Origin of the sequence: Nocardioides alpinus, assembly GCF_900112035.1 — a bacterium.
GTDB lineage: Bacteria > Actinomycetota > Actinomycetes > Propionibacteriales > Nocardioidaceae > Nocardioides > Nocardioides alpinus.
On the sequence record NZ_FOKC01000001.1, the window covers coordinates 466,905 to 492,764 of the forward strand.

Consider the following 25,860-nt stretch of genomic DNA (forward strand, 5'->3'; position numbering starts at 1 on the left):
GTCAGCCTAGGGTGAGCGGTGTGGACCCCAACGTGAGCTCCGACCGGATCGCCGTGCTGATCGACGCCGACAACACCTCGCACCGCTATGCGGAGGCGCTGCTCGACGAGGTGGCGAAGTTCGGCAACCCGACCATCAAGCGCGCCTACGGCGACTGGTCGTCCCCGCACCTGAGCGGCTGGGGCAACGAACTCAACGCGCGTGCCATCCGCGGCATGCACCAGGGCGCCTTCACCCGCGGCAAGAACTCCACCGACTCGGCGCTGATCATCGACGCCATGGACCTGCTCTACGCCGGCAACGTCGAGGCCTTCGCGCTCGTCACCAGCGACAGCGACTTCACCAGCCTGGCGCTGCGCCTGCGCGAGTCCGGCAAGGTCGTCTACGGCCTCGGCGGCGCGAAGACGCCGGCGTCCCTCCAGAACGCGTGCGACCGGTTCATCCGCCTCGAGTCGCTGGGCGAGCCGGAGGCCGAGCCGGCGGCTGTCCCGGCCAGGGCCACCGCCCCCGACGCGAGCGCCGACGTGGCCCCGGATGCGGGCCCGGACGCGGGCCCGGCGCCCGAGATCAACCTGCAGAGCGCCCTGACCAAGGCCGTCAACGCCGTCGCGGCGGACGACGGCTGGGCGGCGCCCGGTCCCATCGGCCAGCACCTCAGCCGTACGCACCCGTCCCTCGACCCGCGCAACTACCTGGACCCCAGCAAGTACCAGCAGCGGGGCCTGCAGGCCCTGCTCGCGGCCCAGGCCTACCTCGAGACGACCGGCGAGGGCGGCTCGATGCGGGTGCGGGTCAAGCGGAGGGGGCAGGCACCCGCGGCGAAGGCGGGCGCGAAGCAGGAGGGCAAGCAGGAGGGCAAGCCCGAGACCAAGCCCGAGACCAAGCAGGAGACGAAGCCGGCCACCAAGCCAGCCACCAAGCCGGCCACCAAGCGCGCCGCCAAGGCGCCGGCCAAGGCTGTCCCGGAGAAGCAGGTCGAGGTCGTCGAGACCCCGGTCCCGCGGGTCACGACCACCACGCGCGCTGCGAAGAAGGCGGCGACGGTGAAGAAGAAGGCCGAGCAGCAGGCCTGACGCATCACAGTTGCGTCACGGCCGGAACCGGCTGTGACGCAGCCCGCGTCCGACTGCCATGAGCACTCGCACCCGCGCCGCCGGCATCCTCACCGCGATCACCATGACGGCCCTCGTGGCCGCCTGCTCCAGCTCCGACGACAGCGCCTCGGACACCGGCACGTCCGAGTCCTCCGGGATGAGCGCAGAGGCTCCGGACGCCCCGGGCGCCGTGGGCCGTGAGCTCGGCGACGGCGCCGACACCACGTCCGGCTCCGACTCCGGCTCCGTCTCGGGCTCGAAGGTGGCCGCCATCCCGGAGATGGAGCGCTCGATCATCGCGACCGGCGCGATCTCGCTGACCAGCAAGGACGTCGCGGAGACCCGTCGCGAGGTCCAGCGGATCGTCGACGCGCAGGGCGGTGACGTCACCGAGGAGAACACCGAGACCGACGACGACGGCGACACGTCGTACGCCCGGCTGGTGATCCGGGTGCCGAGCTCGGAGTTCGGCACGTCGATGGTGGCGCTGGAGAAGGCGGGCGACCTGCGCTCCTCCACCCGCGGCTCCGACGACGTCACCACCCAGGTCATCGACACCGGCGTGCGGGTGCGGGCACAGGAGGCCAGCCTCAAGCGCGTCGAGCTGCTCCTCGCTGAGGCGCGGTCGCTCAAGGACATCATCTGGATCGAGTCCCAGCTCACCAGCCGCCAGGCGGAGCTCGACTCGCTGAAGTCGCAGCAGTCGTGGCTCGCGGACCAGACCTCCCTGTCGACCATCACCGTCGCCATCACCCACCAGCGCGCCCAGGTGAAGGAGGAGAAGCCCGACGACGAGCCCGCCGGGTTCCTGTCCGGGCTCAAGAGCGGCATGGACGCGCTGGGCGCGAGCTTCGCCGCGGTCGCGACCATCGTCGGCGCGCTGCTGCCCTTCGCGGCAGTGGCCCTCGTGCTGGGCCTCCCGGTCTGGCTCGTCGTACGCCGTCGCCGGGCCGCGCCAGCGGTGCCGCAGGCCCCGGCCGCCTAGGCGTCAGGCCGGGCGCCGCTCCGACGTCAGGAGAACTGCGGCCGTACGACGTGCCCGCGCCGCCCGCGAGCGTCGTACGGCCGCAGTTCTCCGAGGTCCCGGCCCGCCGCTCAGGCGGCGTCCTCGTCGGCGGAGTGCCCGGCGACCGTCTTCTCGGCCCCGCGGTCGACCTCGGCGCCGTTGATGCGGCCGTCGAGGCGGGCAGGGTCGAGGTCGTCGCGGTGCAGCTTGGCGAAGGCCGAGCGGTGGAAGACGAGCGGGTGCTCGCCGTCGCCGCCGCCGACCTCGTGCACCTCGAGCAGCACGATCACGTGGTCGCCGGCGACGACCTCCTCGTGCACCGAGCAGTCATAGGTCGCGACCGCCTCGTCGAGCAGCACGGCGCCGCCGTCGGTGACCCGGAACGGCAGGCCGGCGAAGCGCTCCTCGCGGGGGCCGGCCAGCTGGCGGCAGACCGCGTCGTGGTGGTCGGCCAGGACGCTGATGCCGAGCCGGTCCGCCTCGCGCAGCAGCGGCCAGGTGGAGCTGGTCGTCGAGATCGAGAACGACACCAGCGGCGGGTCGATGCTCACCGAGGTGAACGACGACGCGGCGATGCCGGCCAGCTGGCCCTTCACCGAGGCCGCCACGGCCACGACGCCGGAGGGGAACGCGCCGAACGCGTCGCGGAGGGTGCGGGGGTCGAGCTGTTGGGCGTGGGCGTGCAGGGTCATGCGGACACCACCTGACGGGTCGGGGCGGGGAGGGCGGGCAGGAGCTGCTGCGCCGTGGCGAACCACGCGTCGTACGCCTCGGGGTCGGCGTGGTCGGCGTCGAGGACGTAGAGCGCGCGGGTCGGCACGGACGCACCGAGCTCGACGAGCACCGGACGCAGGCCGTGCTCCGGCGCGAGCGAGTGGGCCACCGAGGCACCGAGCATCAGCGGGATGGCGGTGACCCCGCCGAGCCCCTGGTGGGGGAAACGGTCGAGGAACGCCTTGAGCAGGCCGGTGTAGGTCGCCTTGTAGGTCGGGCTGGCGACGATGACCACGAGGCTCCCCGCGACCTGCTCGACGAGGTCGTCGACGGTCTCGGATGTCCAGTCGAACAGCTCGGAGGCGTGGTCGGCCAGGTCGACGACGAGGTCCGCACCCCCGAGCCGGTCGGCGAGGGTGAGCGCGGAGTCGTACGTGCGCGAGCGGGGCTTGGGGTTGCCGACCACGACGGCGACGCGGGCGCCGTTCGTGGGGTCCCCGCGGCGTTGTTCGGGGGAGCGAAGCGGAGGAGAAGAAGGCCGTGGGGTGTTGCTCACTGTGCGGCCCGCTGTCCACCGAAGGGGACCGAGGCGCGCGCGGCGACGGGCGCCGGGTGGGTCCACAGCCCACGCTTCTCCAGCACCGGCAGGACGCCCTCCCCGAAGTGGTAGGCGCCCTCGAGGTGCGGGTAGGCCGAGAGGACCCACTCGTCGATGCCGAGGGCGGCGTACTCCTCGATGCGGTCGGCGACCTCCTCGTGGCTGCCGACGAGAGCGGTGCCGGCACCTCCGCGGACCAGGCCGACGCCCGCCCAGACGTTGGGGTGGATCTCGAGGGAGTCGCGCGAGCCGTTGTTGAGGGCCAGCATGTTCTGCTGGCCGACGGACTCGGACCGTTTGAGACCGTCCTGGACGCGCTCAATCTCGGCGTCGTTGATGCCCTCGAGCAGGCGGTCGGCCTCGGCCCAGGCCTCCTCGGAGGTGTCGCGGTTGATGGTGTGCATCCGGATGCCGAAGCGGATCTCGCGGCCGTGCTTGTCCGCCAGCTCGCGGATCCAGGCGATCTTCCTCGCCACGGCAGCCGGCGGCTCGCCCCAGGTGAGGTAGACGTCCGCGTGCTTGGCCGCCACGTCGCCCGCGGCGGGCGAGGAGCCGCCGAAGTAGATCTCCGGGACCGGGTCGGGCAGCTGCTGCAGCTGGGCCTGGTCGACGCGCAGGTGGCGACCGGCGTAGGTCACCTGCTCGCCGCGCCACAGTCGACGCACGATCTCGAGGAACTCGTCGCAGCGCTGGTAGCGCTCGTCCTTGTCGAGGAAGTCGCCGTAGGCGCGCTGCTCGTGGGACTCACCGCCGGTGACGACGTTGAGCAGCAGCCGGCCCCCCGACAGGTTCTGGAAGGTGGCCGCCATCTGCGCGGCCAGGGTGGGCGACGTCAGGCCGGGACGGAACGCGACGAGGAACTTCAGCCGCTCCGACAGCGGGGCGAGCATCGCGGTCGACAGCCAGGCGTCCTCGCACCACGCGCCGGTGGGCGTCAGCGCGGCCTCGAAGCCGAGCTGCTCGGCGGACCGTGCGATCTGGCCGAGGTAGGGCACGCTGGCCGGCCGGCCGCCGTTGCCGTGGGTGACCCCGTGGCCGCCGCTGACGACCTGGCGGCCGTCGCCTCCGTTGGTGGGCAGGAACCAGTGGAACTTCATGATCAGACCCTTTCTCAGAGCTGCCCGTGGTTGGGCGGGGGTGTGCCGTCGACGACGAAGCGGCCCAGGTGCTGGACCTTCCACGCCGCCGGGTCGTGCAGGGTGTGGGTGCGCGCGTTGCGCCAGTGCCGGTTGAGGTTGAGGGAGTCGAGGGCGGACCGGGTGCCGGCGACCTCGAAGAGCCGGCTCGAGACGTCGACGGCGACCCGCGCCGAGAGGGCGCGGACGGTCGCGACGGCGAGGCTCGCGGTCGCGGCCGTGTCGGCGGTCAGGTCGACGTCCGCGGCGTCGACCGCCCGGGCGGCCTCGCGCAGCAGCGCCTCCGCGGCGCGTACGTCGATCTCCATCGCGCCCAGTGCCTGCACGACGAGCGGGTCGTCCGCGGCGCGGTCGACGCCGGCGTCGGGGTAGGGACGCGACGACGTACGCACGAAGTCGGCCGCGTCGTGCAGCGCGGCGCGGGCGATGCCGACGTCGAGGGCCGCGTGCAGGACCTGCGCGAACGCGCCGTAGGTCTGCGGGCCCTCGAAGGTGAGGTGGTAGGGCGTGATCCGGTCCGCGGCGACGTCGACCTCGCGCAGCTCCACGGTGCCGCTGGCGGTGGTGCGCTGGCCCATGCCGCCCCAGTCGTCGGTGACCCGTACGCCGGGGGCGCGGCGCTCGACCCACGCGACGTGCAGCGGCCCCGTGCCCGGCGCGGCGAGCGTGTCCTGGCGCGCGAGGACCGGGATCCAGTCGGCGAAGAGCGCACCGGTGCTGTAGCCCTTGGTGCCGTTAAGGGTCCAGCGGCCGCGACCGGCCGGCGTCAGGGACGTGCGGATGTCGCGCACGTGACGGGTGCCGACCTCGGACTGCGCGTTGCCGAAGCGCTTGCCGGCCATCACCTCGCCGAAGAAGAAGTGCTGCTGCGCGGGCGTGCCCTGGTGGCGCATCGCGTTGACGTAGACGAAGTGGCTGTGCGGGATCTGCGCCACGCTGGGGTCACCGGCGGCAAGGATCCGGAAGATCTCGGCGAGGCTCTCGACGCGGAGGCCCGCGCCGCCGTGGCTGGCCGGGACCGTGACCGCGAGGAGCCCGGAGGCCGAGAGGCGCTCGACCTCCGCCTCGGGCAGGATCCGGTCACGGTCGCGCTCGGCCGAGGAGGCCGCGACGTCGGCGGCGATCTCGGTGGCGACCGCGACCGCTGCACCGGCGGCAAGCACGGGCACGGTCTTCGAGGCCAGGACGTCGGTGCTCATGCCACCTGCTCGCGATCGGCGGCCTCGAGCTCGCGCACGATCGGGAGGACGTGCTGGCCGAAGTGCTCGACCTCCTCCTGGAAGTGGAGGAAGCCGAGGAGGAACAGGTCCACACCACGACGCTTGAACTCGATCATCCGGTGCGCGACCTGCTCGGGCGTGCCGACCAGGCCGGTGCGGAAGCCGTCGTTGTACTGCACCAGGTCGCGGAAGTCGGAGTCCTGCCACATGCCCGTCCGGTCGCCCGTGGACTGGCCGGCCTGCTTGACCGCGTCGCCGAAGCCCGCGACCGCCTCGGGGTTGGCCCGGGCGATGATCTCCTCGAGGGTGGCGTGCGCCTCTGCCTCGGTCTCGCGGGCGACCATGAAGCCGTTGACGCCGAACCGGACGGTGCGCCCGGCGCTGCGCGCGCTGCGGGTGACGCCCTCGATCTGGGCGGCGATGCCGTCGGGGGTGTTGCCGTTGGCGAAGTACCAGTCGCTCACGCGTCCGGCCATCTCCTGGGCCGTGGAGGAGTTGCCACCCTGGAAGATCTCCGGCAGCGGGCGACCCGGAAGGTCCAGCGGCTTGGGGTTCATGTCGAAGTCGCGCAGCTGGAAGAAGTCGCCGCGGAACTGCGCGTCGTCGCTGGTCCAGATCTCGCGGATGTAGGCGATGAACTCCTCGGCCATCCGGTAGCGCTCGCCGTGCTCGAGCCAGCGCACGCCCATGTGCGTCGCCTCGTCCTTGAACCAGCCGGAGACCACGTTGATGGCGGCGCGACCGTTGCTGAGGTGGTCTGCGGTCGAGATGAACTTCGCGAGGACCCCGGGGTGCCACATGTAGGGGTGCACCGCGGAGATGACCTTGAGCCGCTCGGTGGCGAGCAGCAGCGCCAGGCTGAAGCTGGTCGCCTCGTGCTGGTAGGCAGCCCCGTACGAGGCGGTGTAGCGGACCTGGGTCAGCGCGTAGTCGAAGCCGTTGTTCTCGGCCGTCTGCGCCAGGCGCTTGTTGTAGTCGTAGTCCCAGCCGGTGCGCTGCTCGATGTCGGAGATCACCAGGCCGCCCGAGACGTTGGGCACCCAGTAGGCGAACTGGAGCGGCTCGGTGGTGCGGACGGAAGACGTGCTCATGGGCTCTCCTCGGGACACGGCAGTGCGGTCGGACCTGTTGTGCTTAATCTTTATCGATCTTGTAGACAAAACTACCAGCGGCCACTCCCGGTCCCGACCACCCCGTCGCGCGGGCCTGTCGAGGGGGTGGAAGGCCGGGCCTGTCACCCTGCCCTTCCACTCGCCCTCCACCCCCTCCGGGACCAGTGCGTGACCGGTCAGTCCTTGGGGCGGCCTTCCGCCCAGCCCTGGCGCCGGCGGGTGCCACCGATCGACCAGGCGTACGGCGGGGGCGTGCCGTTGACGGCGTGCGCCCCGACGACCCGGGCCTTGAGGATGCGCGGGTTGTGCGAGGCGACGGTGCGGGCGTTGCGCCAGTGGCGGTCGAGCGCGAGCGGGCGCGCCGTGGCCGAGGCGCCGAGCGCGTCGAAGATGTCGGACGTGGCCCGCAGCACCAGCTCGGAGACGACGACCTGTGCACTGGAGGACTCGATCTCGCTGGCCTCGACGAGGGCGGCGACCTCCTCGGGCCCGGCGAGCACGGCGTCGGCGACCGCCTGCACGCTCGCGGCCACGCGCAGGGTGGTGGCCTCGGCGGCATAGACGGCAGCGGCGATCTCGCCGACCCGGGCGAGCACCTGGGCGTCGTCGCGCACGCGCGGAGCGTTGGCGTGCGAGAAGTTGCGGGTGCGGCCCTGCACCGCAGCGACGACATCTGCCAGCGCAGCCCTGGCGATCCCGGTCAGCGTGGCCAGCAGGTTGAGCTGGTAGAACGCGGTCTGGTAGGGGAAGCGCTCCTCGAACGGCAGCACGTGGTCGGCCGGGACGCCGACGTTGTCGAAGGTGGTCGTGCCGCTGCCGGTGCCGCGCTGGCCGAAGCCGTTCCAGTCGTCGGTGGTCCCGACGCCGGGGTGACGGGTGTCGACCAGGGCGATCGCGGTGGCCTCCTCGACCTCGTCGGGGTGGCCGGGGGTCGCGACCCGCGCGTGGACGTCGGTCCACTCGGCGAAGATGGTGCCGGTGGTGTAGTACTTCGTGCCGTCGAGGCGGTAGGAACCGTCGGCGCGCGGACGGAGCACGGTGCGCGGCAGGTCGATGCTCGAGCCCACCTCCGACCACGCGTTGCCGGCCATCTCCCCTGCCACGAAGCGGTCGAACCACACCCGCTGGTCGCTGGACCGGGCGTGGTGCCACAGCCGGTCCTCGACGAGGGCGAAGTGGCCACGGAAGGCCTGCGGCAGGTTGGCGTCGACCGCAGCGAGCTCGATCCACAGCCGCGTCATCGCGACCAGGTCGAGCCCACCGCCGCCGTACGCCGCGGGCACGCGCACCGCGCCGAAGCCCTCGGACTTGAGGCGGGCGACCGCCTCGACAGGGAGCTCGCCGTCCAGCTCGCGCTGGAGGACCCCCTCGGCGACGGCGGTCAGCACCGGCGCCCACTGGGCCAGCAGGTCGTCGGTCACACGGACATCGCGACCGAGGGTGGGCCGGACACGCAGAGTGGTCATGGGTGGGTTCCTCCCGTTTTGTATAGTTACTTAGTAGACTTTAGGCAGTCGAGGTGGAGGAGGACGACACCCCGGCAGCAGGTTTTGCCGACCACCCCACCTCGCAGCAGGAGCCCCCCGTGCGGATCGAACAACTGGAATACCTCGCAGCCGTGACCGAGCACGGGTCCCTGCGCCGGGCGAGCGAGGCGATGCACATCTCGCAGCCCGCCCTCAGCGAGGCCGTGACCAAGCTGGAGAAGGAGCTGGGCACGACGCTGCTCGACCGGCGTCGTACGGGCTCACGGATCAGCCGGCAGGGACTGGACCTCCTGCAGAACATGACCGAGGTGCTCGAGGCCGTCGACCGGTTGCGCCAGGCAGCCGGCCAGCAGTCCGCGCGCCGGCGCGACCTGCGCATCGGGACCGTCAACACCGCCTCGTCGAGCCTCCTCGCGCCGGCGCTGCGCGACCTGCACGCGCGACACGGGTCGGGTGGCGTCGAGGTCGTCAACGGCCGCGCCACCGACATCCAGCAGGGGCTCGCAGAGGGGTCGCTCGACCTCGGCCTGGTCAACGTGCTGCCCGGGGACGAGGTGCCCCCGATGCTCGTGTGGGACAAGCTGATCGAGGGCACGCCGGTCGCGTGCCTGCGCGTCGACCACCCCCTCGCCGCCCAGGAGCGGATCAGCGTCGAGGACCTGCGCGCCGAGCCGCACGTGCTGATGCGTCCCGGCTTCGTGATGCACCGCTACGCCCACCGCGTCTTCGCCGGCGCGCTGCCGGAGACGACGTACGCCACCGACGGGGCGGAGATGGGCAAGGCCATGGTCGCCGCCGGGCTGGGCATCTCGATCCTGCCGGACTTCTCGATCAGCGCCGACCCGCTGGTGCGGGCGGGCGTGCTCACCACGCGGCCGATCCTCACCGGCCAGGGACTGACGACGGTCACGCTGCTGATGCTGCGTCGTCGCGCCGAGCGCACGTCGGAGCCGCTGCGCGACCTGCAGACCGCACTGGTGCGCCAGGCGAGGGCCTACCTCTCGGACCTCGAGGCACCAGCGGCGTCCCCCGCGGTCGCGGCGGTCACACCGATCAGTAGCCGTGCACGAACTCGGTCAGCGCCTTGAGCTGATCGGGGTTCGTCGACGGGATGACGCCGTGACCGAGGTTGAAGATGTGCCCCTTGGCGGCGCGGCCGGCCTCGATGATCTCGGCCGCCCGGGCGGTCATCACCTCGGTGGGCGCGAAGACGAGCGTCGGGTCGAGGTTGCCCTGCACCACGTGGTCGCCGACGAGCGGGATCGCCTGCTCCAGGGGCGTACGCCAGTCGACACCGACCACGTCGGCGCCCGCATCGCCCATCAGGCCGAGGAGGTTGGTGGTGCCGACGCCGAAGTGGATCCGCGGCACGCCGAGCCCACCGGCGGCCGCCAGCACCCGCTCGGAGTAGGGCATGACCGAGGCGCGGTAGTCCGCCGGCGTGAGTGCCCCCGCCCACGAGTCGAAGAGCTGCACGGCCGAGGCGCCGGCCTCGACCTGGATGCGGAGGTACGCGGCCGCGATCTGGGCGATCTTGTCCATCAGCGCCGCCCACACGTCGGGAGCGCCGAACATCATCGCCTTGGTCTTCGCGTGCTCCTTGGAAGGACCGCCCTCGACGAGGTAGGACGCGACCGTGAAGGGCGCACCGGCGAAGCCGATCAGCGGCGTCGCGCCGAGCTCGGCGACCAGCTGGCGCACGGCCTGCGAGATGAAGGGCACGTGCTCGGGCGTGAGGTCGGGGATCGCCTCGACGTCGGCGAGCGTACGCACCGGTGACGCCACGACCGGGCCCACACCGGGCTTGATGTCCAGGTCGACACCCACCGCCTTGAGCGGCAGCACGATGTCGGAGAAGAAGATGGCCGCGTCGACGCCGTAGCGCCGGACCGGCTGCAGGGTGATCTCGGTGACGAGGTCGGCGTCCATGCAGGACTCGAGCATGCCGATGCCCTCGCGGACCTTGAGGTACTCCGGGAGGGACCGACCTGCCTGCCGCATGAACCACACCGGCGTGTGCGACGGCGTCTCGCCGCGCGCCGCTGCGAGGAACGGGCTCGCGGCAAGGCCGGGATGGGCAGTTCGTCCGGTGTCGGTCACTGCCTAATCTTCGCAGGTCAGGCGGCGTGGCGGCACATCGGGACGGTGGGCCGCTGGCCTACTCTGGACGAATGGTGGCCCGTCACGAGACCCACCCGGGCAGTGCTGCCGCGGCTGGACCCGCGGAGTTCCGCGCGGCGGTGGAGTCGATGCGTCAGGCCGCACTGCGCCCTGAGGTCTTCTGCGAGGAGATGCCCGCGCCGCAGCGCATCGCGCCGTGGTCGTCGGCCCTGAGCGGCGACGTGACCGTCGACGACGAGGACCTCGGCACCGGAAGGCTGATCCTGCTGCACGACCCGGCCGGCAACGACGCGTGGGACGGCACCTTCCGCTGCGTGGCCTACGCCCGCGCCGACATCGACCCGGAGCTCGGCGCCGACCCGATGCTCGCAGCGGTCGGGTGGTCGTGGCTGACGGAGGCCCTGGAGGCCCACGCCGCCGGCTACCACGCCGCGTCCGGCACCGTGACCTGCGTGAGCACCGAGAGCTTCGGCGGGATGGCCGACGAGTCCGGCACCGCCCAGGTCGAGATCCGGGCGTCGTGGACCCCCGACGTCGACGAGGACGGCGCGCTCGACATGACCCCGCACGTCGAGGCCTGGGGCGAGCTGATGTGCACCGCCGTCGGCCTGCCGCCGGTCCCGGAGGGCGTCACCGCCATGCCGAGCCGGCGCGGACAGCGCGGCACCTGAGCCGATGCCCGACACCCCCGACACCGACCTCGACCTCGAGCCCGCGTCCGAGCCCCCGTCCTCGTCCGCCGGGACCGAGGCGCCGCCGGCCGCGGAGGCGCCGCCGGCGCCCCTCCTCGAGCTGCGCGACGGCCTGCCCGAGATCGTCGAGACCGACGCCGGCCTGGCCGAGGCGTGCGCGGCACTCGCGGCCGCGACCGGTCCGGTCGCGATCGATGCCGAGCGCGCGTCCGGCTACCGCTACTCCAACCGCGCCTACCTGATCCAGCTGCGCCGCGAGGGGGCCGGCACCTGGCTCATCGACCCGATCCCGATGACCACCCTGGCCCCGCTGCAGGAGGCCCTGGCCGGCGCGGAGTGGATCCTGCACGCCGCGACGCAGGACCTGCCCTGCCTGCGCGAGGTGGGACTGGTCCCGACCAGCCTGTTCGACACCGAGCTCGCCGGGCGCCTGCTGGGCTACCCGCGGGTGGGCCTGGCGACACTGGTCGAGACCGTGCTCGGCCAGCGGATGCGCAAGGAGCACTCGGCCGCCGACTGGTCCACACGGCCCCTGCCCACCGCCTGGCTCGACTACGCCGCCCTCGACGTCGAGGTGCTTCTCGAGCTGCGCGAGCACATGATCGCCGAGCTCGACAAGGCCGGGAAGACCGAGTGGGCGCGCCAGGAGTTCGAGCACCTGCTGGGCTTCGAGCCCACCGTCCGCCACGAGGCGTGGCGTCGTACGTCCGGGGTTCACCGGCTGCGCGGGCGCCGCGCCCTCGGTGCCGCCCGCGCCATGTGGGAGGCCCGCGACGCCATCGCCGCCGAGCGCGACGTCACACCTGGGCGGATCCTGCCCGACTCCGCCATCGTCGTGGCCGCCACCGTCATGCCCATCGACCGTCGGGCGCTGCTCTCCACGCAGGGCTTCCACGGGCGCGGCGCCAGCCGCTACGCCACGACCTGGGTCGACGCGCTGCAACGGGTCCGCGAGATGACCGAGGACGAGCTCCCAGCCCGCGCCCCGCGCGGTGACGGCCCGCCGCATCCCCGCACCTGGGCCGAGCGCGAGCCGGTCGCCGACCGCCGCTTCAAGGCGGCGCGCGAGGCGATGCTCAACCTCGCCGAGCTGCACCACCTGCCGGTGGAGAACCTGCTCACCCCCGACTACCTCCGCCGCCTCATGTGGGCGCCGCCGGAGACCCGGGAGCCGGCGGCCCTCGCCGACGCCGTCCGCGCCCAGCTGGCGTCGTACGGTGCTCGTCCCTGGCAGGCAGAGGTCATCACGGGCGCGTTGGTCGGCGCGATCCTGGGTGCGGATGCCGAGCCCGAACCCGAACCCGAGGCTTCGGAGGACTAGGTCCTTCTTGGCAGGTCGCCAACCCCCGAGTTGGTCCGCCAACTCACCAGTTGGCGAGTGGGGGGCTCCCAGGACGTCCTGAGGACCACCCCACCCGCCAACTCACCAGTTGGCGCGCCAACTCACGAGTTGGCGAGACGGGCGGTGGCGCTCACTCGCTCGGCGACTCCGACGGCGACTCGCTCGGGGACTCCGTCTCCTCCTCGGGCGACAGGATCGGCTGCGACACCGCGTCGATCTCCTCGGTGACGCCCTCGAGGTCCAGGATGCCCGGCGCGGTGACGAGGCTCTCGAGGAGCGGGGTGACCGCGTCGATCAGCTCGAGGCGCTGGTCGATGAACGGCGGCACCTCCATGTAGCGGATGCTCGAGTTGAAGACCTCCGAGTTGGTCGGCTCCAGCTCCGGGGCGAGGAACTCGGGCGAGGCCGCGACCTGCGTGTTGGCAGGGACGATGTAGCCGGTCGAGGCCACGGTGGAGATGGCTTCGTCGGAGACGGCGTACGCGATGAAGTCAGCCGCGTCGCCCTGGACCTCGGAGTCCGCGGAGATGCACAGCCCGCTGATGTCGCCGACCGTGGCGCGGGTGTCGAGCGTGGGCATCGGGAGCACGTCGAAGTCGAGGTCCTCGGCGTCGCGGAGCTCGGGCACGAGGGTGCGGAAACCGGCGATCATCGCGAGCTCGCCGCGCTTGAACAGCTGGACCGGGGTGGCCCGGGCGAGCTGCGCGTTGGTGGGCGTGAGCGTGGAGTCGCGCAGGATCGCCAGCGTCTCGCTGAGCGCCTCGCGGGTGTTGTCGTCGGAGAAGGCCAGCGACGTGGGCTCGCGGTCGTCGTCGAAGACCTGCCCGTCACCGGAGTAGATGAAGGGGGCCAGGCCCTGGAGGGTCGGGTCGATCCAGATCCCGCGACGGTCGCCGCGCCGCGAGGCGAAGCGCGCCGCAGCCTCGAACTCGGCGAGCGTCCAGCGGTCGCGTACGCCGTCCTCGTCCGCCGTCGGCACGTCGAGGAGACGGCGCTCCATCCGGTCGAAGTCGACGAGGTCGGTGTTGTAGTAGATGACCATCGGGGAGCCTGAGTAGGCCATGCACTGGAGCTCGTCGTCCATCGCGAAGGCGTCGACGGCGTCGCGGGAGAAGCGGTCACCGAAGTCGACGCCGCGCTCGTCGAGCAGCAGGCTGACCGGCTGCAGGGCCTCCGCCTCGACCAGCTCGCCGAGGTCGATCCGGGACGTGAGGAAGGCGTCCGGGGCGTTGCCGGCCAGCACGTCCGCCAGCGCCGCCTCGTGGTCCGGCCAGGACTTGAGGGTGACCTTCCGGGTCTTCGACGTGGCGTTGAAGGAGTCGACGACGTCCTGGAAGGCTGCCACCTCCTCCTCGCTGCCGTAGGCCCCGAAGGTGACCTGCCGCGGCTTCTCACCACCACCACCCGCGCCGTTGCTCGACGGCGGCGGGGTCGGCTCGCCGTCGCCGGTGCACGCGGCCGTGGACAGCGCGACCATCAGGGCGCAGGTGACCAGGGCGGCACGACGGGGCGAAAGACGAGGGGTAAGGGGACCAACCACGGCCAAACCCTAACGGTCCAGACCACGAACGGCCGCGACGACGGCGGCGAAGACCCGCTCGTCGAGCGCCGCACCCTCGCGACGTACGTCGTCGCGTCGCAGGCGGAGGAGCCGGTCCAGGCGGACCTCGCTCGGCCGGCCCTGTCGGTCCCAGCCCCCGGAGCCGACGTCCATCCAGTGCCGGCCGTGACGGGCCTCGTCGGCCGCGTCGCGGTCGTGGTCCTGGCTGCTCAGCATCAGCCCCGTCCAGCCGTCACCCTCGGCGGCGAGGATCAGGACCGGCCGGTCCTTGCCCTGCCGGGGGTCGTCCTCGTAGGGGACCCACGCCCACACCACCTCGCCCGGGTCGGGCTCGCCGTCGACCTCGGGGGCGTAGGTCGCGCCTACGGGGTCGGCCTGCGCCCGGGGAGCGAAGGGGCGGGACAAGAAGCCGGCGATGCGGCGACGCAGGGTCATCACCCGAGCCTAGGGGCCGGATCGACGTGAGCGAGTGCGCCGGACCGGGAGCGCCTCACGGCGCGTGGCCGCTCGTAGCGGCTTATTTTGGGACCCGGGGCTGCCACAGCCCGACGCACTCAGGTTCATTGTAGGACGTCAGGCCAGCGGGTGACTGATTTCCCCATGTCCTGCGGCCTCGAGCTGCTCGGAGAGCACGAGCATCCGGGTGATCTCCTCGTGGGCGGACTCCCCGATGCTCGCGCGTCCGGCCGCGACGATCCGGGCGAACGCGGAGGCCCGGAACAGCGTGACCGCGAAGTCGCCGCGGGCGATGCCGCGCAGCACGTCGTCGACCATGGCCCGCAGCTCGTCGGGCCCGGGCGGGTCCGCGACCCCGGCGACCACGCGCGCCACGTCGGCGCGGCGCTGGCCGGCCTCGAACTCGGTCGCGACGCGCTCGGGGTCGGCGTACACCCACTGGCGGAGGAGGAACAGTCGCCACAGGCTGCCGGCCAGCGTGTCGGCCGGGGCACCCGACCAGACCTCGGCGAGGGTCTCGAGGCCCTCGCTCTCGGCCAGGCGCACGATCCGCTCGGCCAGCGCGGGGTCGGCCGCCTCACGGGCCCCGCGCACCAGCACGGTCGCGGCGAGATCACCCGCCTCGCGGAGCATGGCGGGGTCGGTGCCGCCGGCGACCTCGTCGAAGAAGGCGCTGCCGCGCGACATCGGACGGTGGTGGATGCGGCCGGTCATCCGGCAAGGCTAGGCGAGGTCAGGGCGCCGCACCCATGACCCTGCGGATCCGCTGGTCGCTGACCTTCTCCCGCGTGCCGAGCTGCTGGGCGAAGAGCGACACCCGGTACTCCTCCAGCATCCAGCGGGCCTCGCGCAGGTGCTGCGGCACCGCCTGGCCGTCGGGCAGGGCGGCGACCGCGTGCAGCCACGCCTCCTGCAGCCCGGCCAGCTGGTCCATCTGCTGGCGGTCCTTGGCGACCTGCGCGTCGAGGCGCTCACGCCGGTGGGTGACCGCGGCGAGGTAGCGCGGGTAGTCGCGCAGCCGGGTCGTGCCGGCGTCGCCGATGAAGCCCGGCGCCATCAACCGGCCGACCTGCGCGCGCATGTCGGTCAGCGCGGGCAGCGTCATCAGGTCGGCACGTCCGGAGAGCGCCTTGTCGGTGGCGCGCCAGGCGTCGAGCACCTGCATCACGTCGTGCACCGCGGCGCTGAGCCCGGCGGCGACGGCATCGCGGGCGGCCGCCACCACCGCTGCGTACGACGTCTCGTCCCGCACCGTCGGGCGCGCGTCGACGGCCTCGCCGACGAGGCCCGCGCGCAGGTCGGCGAGCAGCTCGCCCACGGAGGAGTACGGCGACCCGACGAGGGCCAGCTTGGCCCGTTGGTCGAGCCCCGCTGCGGCGAGCACGTCGTCGACCGCGGCGGGCGGGCCGAGGGCGAGCAGGACGAGACGGCGTACGCCGAGCCGGTGGTGCGCCGCCGCCTCGGTCGGGGTCGCGAGGACCTGCAGCCCGACCGTGGCGCCCTCGTCGACGAGCGCGGGGAAGCCGCGGACCTCGTGGCCGGCCCGGCGCTGGACGAAGGACTCCTCGACCGTGCCGAAGGTCCACGACGTCTGACCGGTCGCGGTGACGCCGGAGTCCGCGGCGACGTCCGCCATCGCCTGCTCGAAGGTGGGACGCAACGGCTCCTTGAGGGCGTCGAGGTCCTTGCCTCGACCGGCCTCGGCACCCTCCTCGGTCAGCACGCGGTAGGTCGGACGCAGGTGCTCGGGTACCTTGGTCCAGTCCCACGCCTCGCGGTCGATCATCAGGCTGCGGGTGCTGCGGGCGAACCGCTCGAGGGCGTCGAGGAGCGGCTCCGCGCCGGGAGGCGTGGCCGCGAGGAACTCGCGGGCGGTGTTGGGGGCGGGCACCATCGCGACCCGCAGGCTCTTGGGCAGGGAGCGGATCAGCTCGGTCACCAGCTCCTCGCGCAGCCCCGGCACGAGCCAGGAGAAGTCGTCGGCGTCGATGCGGTTGAGGGTGGCGACGGGTACGTCGATGGTGAGGCCGTCATCGGCGGCACCCGGCTCGAAGTGGTAGCTGATCGGGAAGGTGAGGCCGGCCTCGTCGCTGTCGTGCCACTGCGTGGGGAAGTCGTTGGCGCGCACCTGGTCGGCGGTGTCGTGGGTGAGCATCGACGGGTCGAAGGTGAGCAGGTCGCCGCGCTCCTGGCGGGCGCGCTTCCACCACTGGTCGAAGTGCTGGCCGCTGACCACGGCGTCGCCCACGCGGGCGTCGTAGAAGTCGAAGAGGGTCTGCTCGTCGACGACGATGTCGCGTCGCCGGGCGCGGTGCTCGAGCTCCTCGGCCTCCTCGAGGAGGCGGGCGTTCTCGGCGAGGAAGCGGTGGCGCGAGTCCCACTCCCCCTGCACGAGCGCGTGGCGGATGAAGAGCTCGCGCGCCAGGGGCGGGTCGACCTTGCCGTACTGCACGAGGCGGTCGGCCACCAGCGGTACGCCGTAGAGCGTGACCCGCTCGCGGGCCATGACGGCAGCGCGTTTGCGCGACCAGTGGGGCTCGGAATAGGTCCGCTTGACCAGGTGCGCGCCGAGGGTCTCGGCCCACTCGGGCTTGATCGCGGCGTTCTGACGCGCCCAGAGCCGCGAGGTCTCGACGAGCTCGGCGCTCATCAGGAAGGGCGGGTTGCGGCCCTTCAGCACGCTGCCGGGGAAGACCGCGAAGCGGGCGTTGCGCGCGCCGACGTACTCCCGCATCGGGCGACGCTCCCCCGGCTTGGACTTGGTGTCGCGCTCCTCGAGGGCGCCGACGTGGCTGAGCAGGCCGGACAGCAGCGCCTGGTGGATGCCGTCCTCGTCAAAGGGAGCTCCGCCACCGTCGGACTCGGTGGTCGAGTGCGCCGTGAGACCCGAGCCGCGTGTATCGAGACCCATCTCCTTGGCCACCTGGCGCAGCTGGGACTCGTAGTCCTGCCACTCCCGGATGCGCATGTAGTTGAGGAACTCGCGCTTGCACATGCGACGGAAGGCGCTCGAGGAGAGCTCACGCTGCTGCTCCTTGATGTGGCGCCAGAGGTTGAGCCAGGTGAGGAAGTCGCTCGACTCGTGCGTGAAGCGCGCGTGCAGCTGGTCGGCCTGGGGCCGCTGCTCCTCCGGGCGCTCCCGCGGGTCCTGGATCGACAGCGCGGCGGCGATCGTCAGCACGTCGCGCAGGCAGCCGAGCCGCTCGGCCTCGAGGATCATCCGGCCCAGCCGCGGGTCGATCGGAAGACGGGCGAGGCGCTGGCCGACCTTCGTGAGGCGTACGCCCTGCCCGCGCTGGTCCAGCGCGGACGAGAGCGCCACCGCGCCGAGCTCCTCCAGCAGGTCGGTGCCGGCCTTGATGTTGCGGCGGTCGGGCGGTTCGACGAAGGGGAAGCGGGCGATGTCGCCGAGGCGCAGCGACGCCATCTGGAGGATGACGCTGGCGAGGTTGGTGCGCAGGATCTCGGGATCGGTGAACTCGGGGCGCGCCTCGAAGTCCTCCTCGGAGTAGAGCCGGATCGCGATCCCCTCCGCGACCCGGCCGCAGCGACCGGAGCGCTGGTTGGCCGAGGCCTGGCTGATCGGCTCGATCGGCAGCCGCTGGACCTTGGTACGCACGGAGTAGCGGCTGATCCGCGCGACGCCGGTGTCGACGACGTACCGGATGCCGGGGACGGTCAGCGACGTCTCGGCGACGTTGGTGGCAAGCACGACCCGGCGCACGATCGTGGGGTGACTGGAGAAGACCTTGTGCTGGTCGGCCGCGCTGAGGCGGGAGTAGAGCGGGACGATCTCGAGGCGGTCGCTCTTCAGCGCCTCGAAGGCGTCGGCGGTGTCGCGGATCTCACGCTCGCCGGGCAGGAAGACCAGGACGTCGCCGGGGCCGTCCTGCGACAGCTCGCGGACCGCGTCGATGATCGCCTCGGTCTGGTCGCGCTGGACCGGCTCGCCCTCCTCGTCGTCCTCCGGCAGCTCCAGGAGGGGGCGGTACCGGATGTCGACCGGGTAGGTCCGGCCGGACACCTCGACCACCGGCGCGCGGCTCTGCCCGTCACCGAAGTGCTCGGCGAAGCGGTCGACGTCGATCGTGGCACTGGTGATGATCAGCTTGAGGTCGGGGCGACGCGGCAGCAGCCGCTTGAGGTAGCCCAGCAGGAAGTCGATGTTGAGGCTGCGCTCGTGGGCCTCGTCGATGATGATCGTGTCGTACTTGCGCAGGTCGCGGTCGCGCTGCAGCTCGGCGAGCAGGATGCCGTCGGTCATCAGCTTGACCCGGCTGGCCTTGCTCGTGCGGTCGGTGAACCGCACCTGGTAGCCGACGACGTCACCGAGCTCGGTGCCCAGCTCCTCGGCGATCCGCTCGGCGACCGACCGCGCGGCGATCCGACGCGGCTGGGTGTGCCCGATGAGCTTGCCGCCGCCCGCCGAGCCCGCCCCGCGGCCGAGCTCGAGGCAGATCTTCGGCAGCTGGGTGGTCTTCCCCGACCCGGTCTCGCCGGCGATGATCACGACCTGGTGGTCGCGGATGGCAGCCGCGATGTCCTCGCGGCGCGCGGAGACCGGGAGCTCCGGCGGGTAGGTGATCTTCACAACGGGCGCCATTCTCGCCCACGCCGGCAAGCCCTATTAATCGGTGCTGGTGATCGGTGCCGCTACCCCGCGCTGTCGTCGTCCTCGGGTGCAGTGGTCGGGGGCAGCTGGCCCGGTACGCCGCGGGGGCCGCCGTGCATCCCGCCACGTCCCGGACCCTCGTCGCCGTCGCGCTGCTGCGTCCAGCCGCCGCGGTCACGCGGCCCGTCGTCGGTGACGGCGTGGACGGCCGCGAAGCCCAGGCCTCCGACGATGATGCCGGCGAGCGCGGAGGCGAGGAGGGCGGCGAGGCCGAACGACCGGTCCCCGCCCGAGCCGCGCAGGGTGCGCAGCCGCTCACGGAATCCGCGGCGGGACACTGGAGCCGGTTCGGGATCGGCGGCGTACGCCGTCTCCGGTGCGGGCGGAAGGGCCGCTCCCTCGGGGCGTACGGGCTGGGTCTCGTCGTCACTCATGTCCCGAGCGTGCGCCCGCCGTCTGTGCGGGACCTGTGAGTGCGCCCTGAAGTCGATCTGATGTCGAGAATCCGGTGACGGCTCCGTCCCAGAGGTGGACGCGGCCACAATGGCCGCAACGGACAAGGAGAACCGAGATGCCGAAGTACCTGATCCTCAAGCACTACCGCGGCACCCCCGCCACCGTGAACGACGTCCCGATGGACCGCTGGACACCGGAGGAGGTCGACGCACACATGCAGTTCATGGCCGACTTCGGCCAGCGGCTGGAGGAGAGCGGTGAGTACGTCGACGGGCAGGCGCTCTCGCCCGAGGGCGCGTTCGTCCGGGCGGGCGACGCCCGGGGCACGCCGGTGACCGACGGCCCGTTCGCCGAGACCAAGGACCTGATCGCCGGCTGGTACATCGTCGACGTCGACGGCTGGGACCGTGCGGCGGCGCTCGCCGGCGAGCTGTCCCTGGCACCCGGCGCGGGCGGCAAGCCGATCCACGAGTGGCTCGAGGTCCGCCCGTTCTACGGCGCCCCGTCGGCCACGCAGGACTGAGCCTGACTCGATGGACCCCTTCGACGAGCTGCCGCTGCGGGAGCTGGTCCCGGCCGTCATCGGCGTCCTCGTCCGTCGCGGAGCAGACTTCGCGACGGCCGAGGACGCGGTGCAGGACGCGCTGGTCGAGGCGGTGCGCACCTTCGGCGACACGGGCGTCCCGCGCGACCCGAAGGGGTGGCTCGTCACGGTCGCGTGGCGACGGTTCCTCGACGTCGTACGCTCCGACACCGCCCGCCAGCGGCGCGAGGTCGCGATCGACGCCGAGCCCGAGGTCGGCCCGACCGAGGACGTCGACGGCACCCTGCGGATCTTCTTCCTCTGCGCGCACCCGGCGTTGACGCCCGCCTCGGCCGTCGCGCTGACGCTGCGTGCCGTCGCGGGCCTGACCACGCGCCAGATCGCCGAGGCCTACCTCGTGCCGGAGGCGACGATGGCGCAGCGGATCAGCCGGGCCAAGCGCACCGTGACGGGCGGGTCGTTCGACCGGCCGGGCGAGCTCCACACTGTCCGCCGGGTGCTCTACCTCGTCTTCAACGAGGGCTACACCGGCGACGTCGACCTCGCGGCCGAGGCGATCAGGCTGACCCGCCAGCTCGCCCGGCTCAGCACCAGCCCGGAGACCGACGGGCTGCTCGCCCTGATGCAGCTGCACCACGCGCGCCGCTCCGCACGCACCCGCCCGGACGGCACCCTGGTCCCGCTGGCCGAGCAGGACCGCGCCCTGTGGGACACCGACCTGATCACCGAGGGCGTCGCGATCCTGCAGGCCGCGCTGGCCCGGGAGCGACGCGGAGAGTTTCAGCTGCAGGCCGCGATCGCCGCCCTGCACGCGGACGCGGCGACCACCGGCGAGACCGACTGGGTGCAGGTCGTCCAGTGGTACGACGAGCTGCTGGCGCTGACCGGCAGCCCGGTCGTCCGGCTCAACCGGGCGATCGCGGTGGGCGAGGCCGACGGCGCCCGGGCCGGCCTCGCCGCCCTCGCCGAGGTCGACCCCCACCTGCCGCGCCACCGGGCGGCAGCGGCGTACCTCCACGAGCAGGCAGGCGACCTCGCGACCGCCGCACGGCTCTACGCCGAGGCCGCCCCGCTGGCGACGAACGTCGCCGAGCGGACCCACCTCACCCGGCAGGCGGCGCGCCTGAACACCCACAGCAGCTGACAGGCGCGTCACAGGAACTCCACAGGAATCGGCGGCAGGATGCTGCCCATGCAGCAGCTGACCCGCCCCGACGGCTCCCCCGTGCGCGTCCTCGTGGTCGACGACGAGGTCAACATCGCCGAGCTCCTCGCCATGGCGCTGCGCTACGAGGGCTGGGACCTGCAGATGGCCCACACCGGCACCGACGCCGTCGCCACCGCCCGAGACTTCCGCCCCGACGCGGTGGTGCTCGACATCATGCTGCCCGACTTCGACGGGCTCGAGGTGCTGCGGCGGATGCGGGCCGACGGCAACGACGTACCGGTCCTGTTCCTCACCGCCAAGGATGCCGTCGAGGACCGGATCGCGGGCCTGACCGCCGGTGGCGACGACTACGTCACCAAGCCGTTCTCGCTCGAGGAGGTCGTCGCCCGGCTGCGCGGACTGATCCGGCGCGGCGGCACCGCGGCGCAGGCCGACGCCGGCAACGTGCTCGCGGTGGGCGACCTGACCCTCGACGAGGACAGCCACGAGGTCCACCGCGCGGGCGACGAGATCAGCCTGACCGCGACCGAGTTCGAGCTGCTGCGCTTCCTGATGCGCAATCCCCGGCGCGTGCTGAGCAAGGCGCAGATCCTCGACCGCGTCTGGCAGTACGACTTCGGCGGCCAGGCCAACGTCGTCGAGCTCTACATCTCCTACCTCCGCAAGAAGGTCGACGCCGGGCGCGAGCCGATGATCCACACGATGCGCGGCGCGGGCTACGTCCTCAAGCCGGCCACATGAGGCTCGCCCCGCACCTCTCCCCACGGCTGCCTCGCACCCTCTCAGCGCGCCTGGTCGCCGTCGCCGTGCTCCTCGTGGCGGTCACTGCTGTCCTCATCGGCACAGCCACGACGCTGGCCATGCGTTCGCAGCTCGGCCAGCAGCTCGACGAGGAGCTGCAGTCCAGCATCGGGCGCGGCTTCGACGGACCCGGGCGCGGCCAGCTGCCGATCCAGCCCCCGGACCAGGACGGCGACGACCGCGAGTTCCTCGGCCAGCGCTACGGCTCGGTGCTGGCCCAGGTGACCGAGGACGGGAGCGGTGGCGGCGCCGTCATCGCGGGCGGCCGCGGCAGCGACCTGCGCCAGGACCTCGACGCCGAGCAGCTCGCTGCCCTGGCCGACGTGGTCGGCCGGAAGGGCGCCGAGACCGTGGAGCTGCCCGGGCTGGGGACGTACCGTGCGCTCGCACAGGAGCGCAGCGACGGGGTCTACGACGTGCTGGCGCTGCCGATGTCCGAGGTGGACGAGACGATCGAGGACCTCGTCCGCCTCGAGCTGCTGGCCACGCTGCTGGGCGTGCTCGCGGCCGCCGGCGTCGGCCTGGTCGTCGTACGCCGTCAGCTCGCGCCGCTGCGCGAGGTCGCCGACACCGCCCACCGGGTCGCCGAGCTGCCGCTGGCGTCAGGCGAGATCGAGATGACCGAACGGGTCCCGGACCGGCTCACCGACGAGCGCACGGAGATCGGCCAGGTCGGCGCGGCCCTCAACGCGATGCTCGACCACGTCGAGGCCTCCCTCGACCAGCGCCACCGCAGCGAGCAGCAGGTGCGCCAGTTCGTCGCCGACGCCTCCCACGAGCTGCGTACGCCGCTCGCCACCATCGCCGGCTACACCGAGCTCGCCCGCAGCCGCCCCGAGACGACCGGCACCGCCCTCGACAAGGTCGAGACCGAGTCGGCCCGGATGACCGGCCTCGTCGAGGACCTGCTGCTGCTCGCCCGCCTCGACTCAGGCCGCCCGCTCGAACGGGAGCCGGTCGACCTGTCCCGGCTGCTGCTCGAGGCGGTCAACGACGCCCGTGTCGTCGACGCCGACCACCAGTGGCGGCTCTCCCTGCCGGACGCCCCGCTCACCGTCACCGGCGACGCGGCCCGCCTGCACCAGGTCGTCACCAACCTCCTGACCAACGCGCGCAAGTACACCCCTCCCGGCAGCACCGTCACCGTCACCGGCACGGCCGCGGGCTTCACCGTGCACGACGACGGTCCCGGCTTCCCCGCCGACCTCGCCCCGCGCGCGTTCGAGCGCTTTACCCGCGGCGACGCGGCCCGCACCCGCGCCGGCGGCGCCGGACTCGGCCTCTCCCTGGTCGAGGCGATCGTCGCCGCGCACGGCGGCACGGTCGACCTCGTGAGCGCGCCCAGCGACACGACGATCACCGTCACCCTCCCGCCGACCTGACGCTTGTGCGCACGCCCGACCCGCCGACCTGTCGCTTGTGCGCACGCCCGACCCGCCGACCTGACGCTTGTACGCACGCCCGACCCGCCGAGCTGACGCCTGTACGCACGCCCGACCCGCCGAGCTGTCGCTCGTGCGCACGCCCGTCCCGCCGACCTGACGCTTGTATGCAGCGCCCGCGTGCACAAGCGTCAGGTCGGCGCCCTCCGCGCGTGCACAAGCGACAGGTCGGCGCCCTCCGCTCGCGCACAAGCGACAGGTCGGCACCCTCTGCGCGTGCACAAGCGACAGGTCGGCACCCTCCGCTCGCGCACAAGCGACAGGTCGGCACCCTCTGCGCGCGCACAAGCGACAGGTCGACATAGGTTGGGCGGGTGAGCACGCACCTCCCCGGCACCCCGGTCCGCTGCGAGATGTCGAAGTGGGGCGACCGGCCGCACTGGCAGTTCACCGGTATCCACCTCGGCTCGGACGAGCACGGCGAGTGGCTCGGCGTCCCGACGGGGACGCGCCACCACCGTCCCGGCCACGAGTTCCACTCGCGCGTCGACACGGTCACCCTCGTCCCGCCCGGGGGGTGGTACGCCGCCACCTTCCACGCACCGGGCATCTGGTGCGACGTCTACGTCGACATCACCACGCCGGGCGTGTGGCACGACGACGTGCTGCGCATGGTCGACCTCGACCTCGACGTGGTCCGCCTGGCCGACCCGCTCCCCCCGCCCGAGACGCTGCCCTGGGACAGCCTCCCGGCGGGCGCAGGCGAGACCTTCGTCGACGACGAGGACGAGTTCGCCGAGCACCAGGTGGCGTTCGCCTATCCCGCCGACGTCATCGGGGCGGCGCGGGCCAGCAGCGACGAGGTCCACGCGGCCGTGCGCGCCGGCGTGGCGCCGTACGACGGCACGCCGCGCCGCTGGCTGGCGGAGCTCACTCGCCTGACGACCTCCTGAGCGCCCGGCGCTCGGCGCGGGTGAGCGCCCGGAACGGCCCCACCAGCCGCGGGCCGGCGAGCCGGCCCTCCAGCTTGCGGGCCTCGCGCTTGAGCGGCTGGGCGACGTACTCCCCCAGGATCACGCCGGAGGCCAGCGCGATCGCGACCGAGATCGCGGTCATCAGCGCGAGGATGCCCTGCGAGACGAAGAAGCCGCCGTCCGCGAGGAACGTGAGGCCGCGGTAGATCGACAGGCCCGGCAGGAACGGCACGATCGCGGGCACCGCGACGACCAGCGGCGGGACCCGCACCCGGCCGGCGACGGCGTAGGCGACGAGGCCGATGAAGAACGCCGCGACCCCCGCCGCGGCCGCGCGACCGAAGCCACTGACCTCGACGGCCTGGGAGACGAGCGCAGCGACCGCGGTGATCAGGCCGATCGGGACCACGGCGCGGCGAGGCGCGTAGCAGGCGACGCTGAAGGCCGCGGACGAGACGGCGGCGCCGATGAGCACGGCGGGCAGGTCGGAGTAGCTGCCGATCTTGCCCGGCACGAGCTCGCCCAGCGAGAGCCCGATCCCCTCGGCGACGGAGATGCCGAGCGCTACCCCGGCGATGATCCCGGCGGTGGCCATCATCGCCTCGATGAGCCGTGCGCTCGCGGTGAGGTAGAAGCCGGTGAGCGCGTCCTGCACGGCGCCCATCAGGCCGATGCCGGCGAGCAGGAGGATGATGTTGGCCGTGACGACCAGCGACGGATCGACGTCGATGGGCGTGGCGGCCACCGCGGCCGCGAGGATCGTGGCGATCGCCCCGCCCGCCACCTGCAGGTAGAAGAACGGCAGCCGCCGGCGCGCCATCAGGATCTGGACGCGGTCGATCAGCACCGCCGCCAGCGCCGCCACGGCCGAGACGACGGCGCCACCACCGAGGAACACCCCGACGGCCGCGGCCATCACCGCCCAGGCGAGCGTCACCGCCCACCGGGGGAAGGCGTGGCCGAGGGACACGATCGTGGCCATCCGCGAACGAGCGAGGTAGAGGTCGGCCTGGTCGGTGAGCACGTCACGGACGAGGTGGTCGACCGCGGTCAGGTCCTCGTAGTCGATGTCGCGCTGCTGGACGTGGCGCATCATCAGCATCGGTACGTCGTCGGCGGAGCGCTGGTGGCTCATCGACAGGGCCGTGAAGGTCACGTCGACCTCGGCCTGGCGCAGCCCGAGGTGGTCGGCCACCGCCCGCATCGTCGCCGTCACGTCGGCTGCGCCGGCCCCCGACGACAGCAGCATCTCGCCGATCCGCAGGCACAGGTCCATGGTCAGGTGGATCTCGCGCGTCCGCGCCGCCTCCTGCTCGCGAGCCGTCTCCTGCTCCTCGCCCTCCTCCGGCGAGAGCCCGCCCTGTCCTTGCCGGTCCACCCAGCC

23 protein-coding genes are annotated in these 25,860 nt (G+C 72.6%); 10 read left to right on the forward strand and 13 right to left on the reverse strand.

All coding sequences use genetic code 11. From position 1 onward, the window contains the following. Nucleotides 1–20: 20 nt before the first annotated feature. Complete coding sequence (locus BM127_RS02290; protein ID WP_231263112.1) at nucleotides 21–1,073, forward strand: NYN domain-containing protein; 1,053 nt, start codon at nucleotides 21–23, stop codon at nucleotides 1,071–1,073. A gap of 58 nt (nucleotides 1,074–1,131) precedes the next feature. Beyond that, complete coding sequence (locus tag BM127_RS02295) at nucleotides 1,132–2,079, forward strand: DUF4349 domain-containing protein (protein ID WP_091193705.1); 948 nt, start codon at nucleotides 1,132–1,134, stop codon at nucleotides 2,077–2,079. Nucleotides 2,080–2,189: 110 nt separating this feature from the next. Here BM127_RS02295 and BM127_RS02300 read toward each other — a convergent pair whose 3' ends face one another. The 6 genes from BM127_RS02300 to BM127_RS02325 form a co-directional block, all read right to left on the reverse strand. Then, a complete protein-coding gene (locus BM127_RS02300) occupies nucleotides 2,190–2,792 on the reverse strand; it encodes a flavin reductase family protein (RefSeq protein WP_091193708.1) in 603 nt (200 codons plus the stop codon). Then, nucleotides 2,789–3,280 (reverse strand): NADPH-dependent FMN reductase, encoded by a 492-nt coding sequence (locus BM127_RS02305; RefSeq protein WP_198554470.1) that lies wholly within the window; start codon nucleotides 3,278–3,280, stop codon nucleotides 2,789–2,791. The genes BM127_RS02300 and BM127_RS02305 overlap by 4 nt, the downstream gene beginning before the upstream one ends. Nucleotides 3,281–3,366: 86 nt before the next feature. Then, the gene (locus tag BM127_RS02310; protein WP_091193714.1) at nucleotides 3,367–4,509 is read right to left on the reverse strand and encodes an LLM class flavin-dependent oxidoreductase; all 1,143 of its coding nucleotides are present in this window, start codon (nucleotides 4,507–4,509) and stop codon (nucleotides 3,367–3,369) included. Between the two features lie 14 nt (nucleotides 4,510–4,523). Next, a complete protein-coding gene (locus BM127_RS02315; RefSeq protein ID WP_091193716.1) occupies nucleotides 4,524–5,747 on the reverse strand; it encodes an SfnB family sulfur acquisition oxidoreductase in 1,224 nt (407 codons plus the stop codon). Then, the gene (sfnG, locus tag BM127_RS02320; protein ID WP_091193719.1) at nucleotides 5,744–6,859 is read right to left on the reverse strand and encodes a dimethylsulfone monooxygenase SfnG; all 1,116 of its coding nucleotides are present in this window, start codon (nucleotides 6,857–6,859) and stop codon (nucleotides 5,744–5,746) included. The genes BM127_RS02315 and sfnG overlap by 4 nt, the downstream gene beginning before the upstream one ends. 197 nt (nucleotides 6,860–7,056) lie before the next feature. After that, complete coding sequence (locus BM127_RS02325; RefSeq protein ID WP_091193721.1) at nucleotides 7,057–8,346, reverse strand: acyl-CoA dehydrogenase family protein; 1,290 nt, start codon at nucleotides 8,344–8,346, stop codon at nucleotides 7,057–7,059. A gap of 119 nt (nucleotides 8,347–8,465) precedes the next feature. On the opposite strand from BM127_RS02325, the gene BM127_RS02330 reads away from it, so the two are divergent. Next, nucleotides 8,466–9,455, forward strand: a complete 990-nt coding sequence (locus BM127_RS02330; protein ID WP_091193725.1) for a LysR family transcriptional regulator — start codon at nucleotides 8,466–8,468, stop codon at nucleotides 9,453–9,455. Here the strand turns inward: BM127_RS02330 and hemE are convergent. Continuing rightward, the gene (gene hemE, locus BM127_RS02335; protein ID WP_091193727.1) at nucleotides 9,421–10,467 is read right to left on the reverse strand and encodes a uroporphyrinogen decarboxylase; all 1,047 of its coding nucleotides are present in this window, start codon (nucleotides 10,465–10,467) and stop codon (nucleotides 9,421–9,423) included. The genes BM127_RS02330 and hemE overlap by 35 nt on opposite strands. A 71-nt stretch (nucleotides 10,468–10,538) precedes the next feature. On the opposite strand from hemE, the gene BM127_RS02340 reads away from it, so the two are divergent. Both BM127_RS02340 and BM127_RS02345 read left to right on the forward strand, forming a co-directional pair. Continuing rightward, on the forward strand, nucleotides 10,539–11,159 hold the full coding sequence (locus tag BM127_RS02340) for a DUF3000 domain-containing protein (RefSeq protein WP_091193730.1): 621 nt from the start codon (nucleotides 10,539–10,541) through the stop codon (nucleotides 11,157–11,159). A gap of 4 nt (nucleotides 11,160–11,163) precedes the next feature. Then, the gene (locus BM127_RS02345) at nucleotides 11,164–12,501 is read left to right on the forward strand and encodes an HRDC domain-containing protein (RefSeq protein ID WP_091193732.1); all 1,338 of its coding nucleotides are present in this window, start codon (nucleotides 11,164–11,166) and stop codon (nucleotides 12,499–12,501) included. 151 nt (nucleotides 12,502–12,652) lie between these two features. On the opposite strand, the gene BM127_RS02350 is transcribed toward BM127_RS02345, so the two are convergent. The 5 genes from BM127_RS02350 to BM127_RS02370 form a co-directional block, all read right to left on the reverse strand. Then, entirely contained in the window at nucleotides 12,653–14,062 is a 1,410-nt protein-coding gene (locus BM127_RS02350; RefSeq protein ID WP_139227576.1) for an ABC transporter substrate-binding protein, read from the reverse strand. A 9-nt stretch (nucleotides 14,063–14,071) separates the two neighbouring features. Beyond that, entirely contained in the window at nucleotides 14,072–14,518 is a 447-nt protein-coding gene (locus tag BM127_RS02355; protein WP_091193738.1) for a type II toxin-antitoxin system PemK/MazF family toxin, read from the reverse strand. A 138-nt stretch (nucleotides 14,519–14,656) separates the two neighbouring features. Continuing rightward, entirely contained in the window at nucleotides 14,657–15,253 is a 597-nt protein-coding gene (locus BM127_RS02360; RefSeq protein ID WP_091193741.1) for a hypothetical protein, read from the reverse strand. Nucleotides 15,254–15,272: 19 nt separating this feature from the next. Then, nucleotides 15,273–19,142, reverse strand: coding sequence for an ATP-dependent RNA helicase HrpA (hrpA, locus tag BM127_RS02365; protein WP_091193745.1), 3,870 nt, complete (start codon nucleotides 19,140–19,142; stop codon nucleotides 15,273–15,275). 50 nt (nucleotides 19,143–19,192) lie between these two features. Beyond that, complete coding sequence (locus BM127_RS02370; RefSeq protein WP_101228985.1) at nucleotides 19,193–19,585, reverse strand: hypothetical protein; 393 nt, start codon at nucleotides 19,583–19,585, stop codon at nucleotides 19,193–19,195. Between the two features lie 137 nt (nucleotides 19,586–19,722). Here BM127_RS02370 and BM127_RS02375 point away from each other — a divergent pair, with 137 nt between their 5' ends. The 5 genes from BM127_RS02375 to BM127_RS02395 all read left to right on the forward strand — a co-directional run bounded on the left by BM127_RS02375 (nucleotide 19,723) and on the right by BM127_RS02395 (nucleotide 24,455). Next, a complete protein-coding gene (locus BM127_RS02375) occupies nucleotides 19,723–20,130 on the forward strand; it encodes a YciI family protein (RefSeq protein ID WP_091193750.1) in 408 nt (135 codons plus the stop codon). Nucleotides 20,131–20,140: 10 nt separating this feature from the next. Then, a complete protein-coding gene (locus tag BM127_RS02380) occupies nucleotides 20,141–21,295 on the forward strand; it encodes an RNA polymerase sigma factor (RefSeq protein WP_091193753.1) in 1,155 nt (384 codons plus the stop codon). Nucleotides 21,296–21,343: 48 nt separating this feature from the next. After that, nucleotides 21,344–22,060, forward strand: a complete 717-nt coding sequence (locus tag BM127_RS02385; protein ID WP_372476552.1) for a response regulator transcription factor — start codon at nucleotides 21,344–21,346, stop codon at nucleotides 22,058–22,060. Further along, entirely contained in the window at nucleotides 22,057–23,502 is a 1,446-nt protein-coding gene (locus tag BM127_RS02390; RefSeq protein ID WP_091193759.1) for a sensor histidine kinase, read from the forward strand. Before BM127_RS02385 ends, BM127_RS02390 begins: the two co-directional genes overlap by 4 nt. Before the next feature lie 374 nt (nucleotides 23,503–23,876). Then, on the forward strand, nucleotides 23,877–24,455 hold the full coding sequence (locus BM127_RS02395; RefSeq protein ID WP_091193762.1) for a ribonuclease FAU-1 family protein: 579 nt from the start codon (nucleotides 23,877–23,879) through the stop codon (nucleotides 24,453–24,455). On the opposite strand, the gene BM127_RS02400 is transcribed toward BM127_RS02395, so the two are convergent. Continuing rightward, nucleotides 24,433–25,854: a threonine/serine exporter family protein gene (locus BM127_RS02400; RefSeq protein ID WP_231263111.1), complete on the reverse strand. Its 1,422-nt coding sequence runs from the start codon at nucleotides 25,852–25,854 to the stop codon at nucleotides 24,433–24,435. The two genes, BM127_RS02395 and BM127_RS02400, sit on opposite strands and share 23 nt — an antisense overlap. Nucleotides 25,855–25,860: the final 6 nt, after the last annotated feature.

Excerpts from the sequence above, each read along its gene's own strand:
- BM127_RS02295 (WP_091193705.1), top strand. The coding sequence starts at position 1,132 with ATGAGCACTCGCACCCGCGCCGCCGGCATCCTCACCGCGATCACCATG.
- BM127_RS02300 (WP_091193708.1), bottom strand. The coding sequence starts at position 2,792 with ATGACCCTGCACGCCCACGCCCAACAGCTCGACCCCCGCACCCTCCGC.
- BM127_RS02310 (WP_091193714.1), bottom strand. The coding sequence starts at position 4,509 with ATGAAGTTCCACTGGTTCCTGCCCACCAACGGAGGCGACGGCCGCCAG.
- BM127_RS02315 (WP_091193716.1), bottom strand. The coding sequence starts at position 5,747 with ATGAGCACCGACGTCCTGGCCTCGAAGACCGTGCCCGTGCTTGCCGCC.
- sfnG (WP_091193719.1), bottom strand. The coding sequence starts at position 6,859 with ATGAGCACGTCTTCCGTCCGCACCACCGAGCCGCTCCAGTTCGCCTAC.
- BM127_RS02325 (WP_091193721.1), bottom strand. The coding sequence starts at position 8,346 with ATGACCACTCTGCGTGTCCGGCCCACCCTCGGTCGCGATGTCCGTGTG.
- BM127_RS02340 (WP_091193730.1), top strand. The coding sequence starts at position 10,539 with ATGGTGGCCCGTCACGAGACCCACCCGGGCAGTGCTGCCGCGGCTGGA.
- BM127_RS02345 (WP_091193732.1), top strand. The coding sequence starts at position 11,164 with ATGCCCGACACCCCCGACACCGACCTCGACCTCGAGCCCGCGTCCGAG.
- BM127_RS02355 (WP_091193738.1), bottom strand. The coding sequence starts at position 14,518 with ATGACCCTGCGTCGCCGCATCGCCGGCTTCTTGTCCCGCCCCTTCGCT.
- BM127_RS02360 (WP_091193741.1), bottom strand. The coding sequence starts at position 15,253 with ATGACCGGCCGCATCCACCACCGTCCGATGTCGCGCGGCAGCGCCTTC.
- hrpA (WP_091193745.1), bottom strand. The coding sequence starts at position 19,142 with ATGGCGCCCGTTGTGAAGATCACCTACCCGCCGGAGCTCCCGGTCTCC.
- BM127_RS02370 (WP_101228985.1), bottom strand. The coding sequence starts at position 19,585 with ATGAGTGACGACGAGACCCAGCCCGTACGCCCCGAGGGAGCGGCCCTT.
- BM127_RS02375 (WP_091193750.1), top strand. The coding sequence starts at position 19,723 with ATGCCGAAGTACCTGATCCTCAAGCACTACCGCGGCACCCCCGCCACC.
- BM127_RS02380 (WP_091193753.1), top strand. The coding sequence starts at position 20,141 with ATGGACCCCTTCGACGAGCTGCCGCTGCGGGAGCTGGTCCCGGCCGTC.
- BM127_RS02385 (WP_372476552.1), top strand. The coding sequence starts at position 21,344 with ATGCAGCAGCTGACCCGCCCCGACGGCTCCCCCGTGCGCGTCCTCGTG.
- BM127_RS02390 (WP_091193759.1), top strand. The coding sequence starts at position 22,057 with ATGAGGCTCGCCCCGCACCTCTCCCCACGGCTGCCTCGCACCCTCTCA.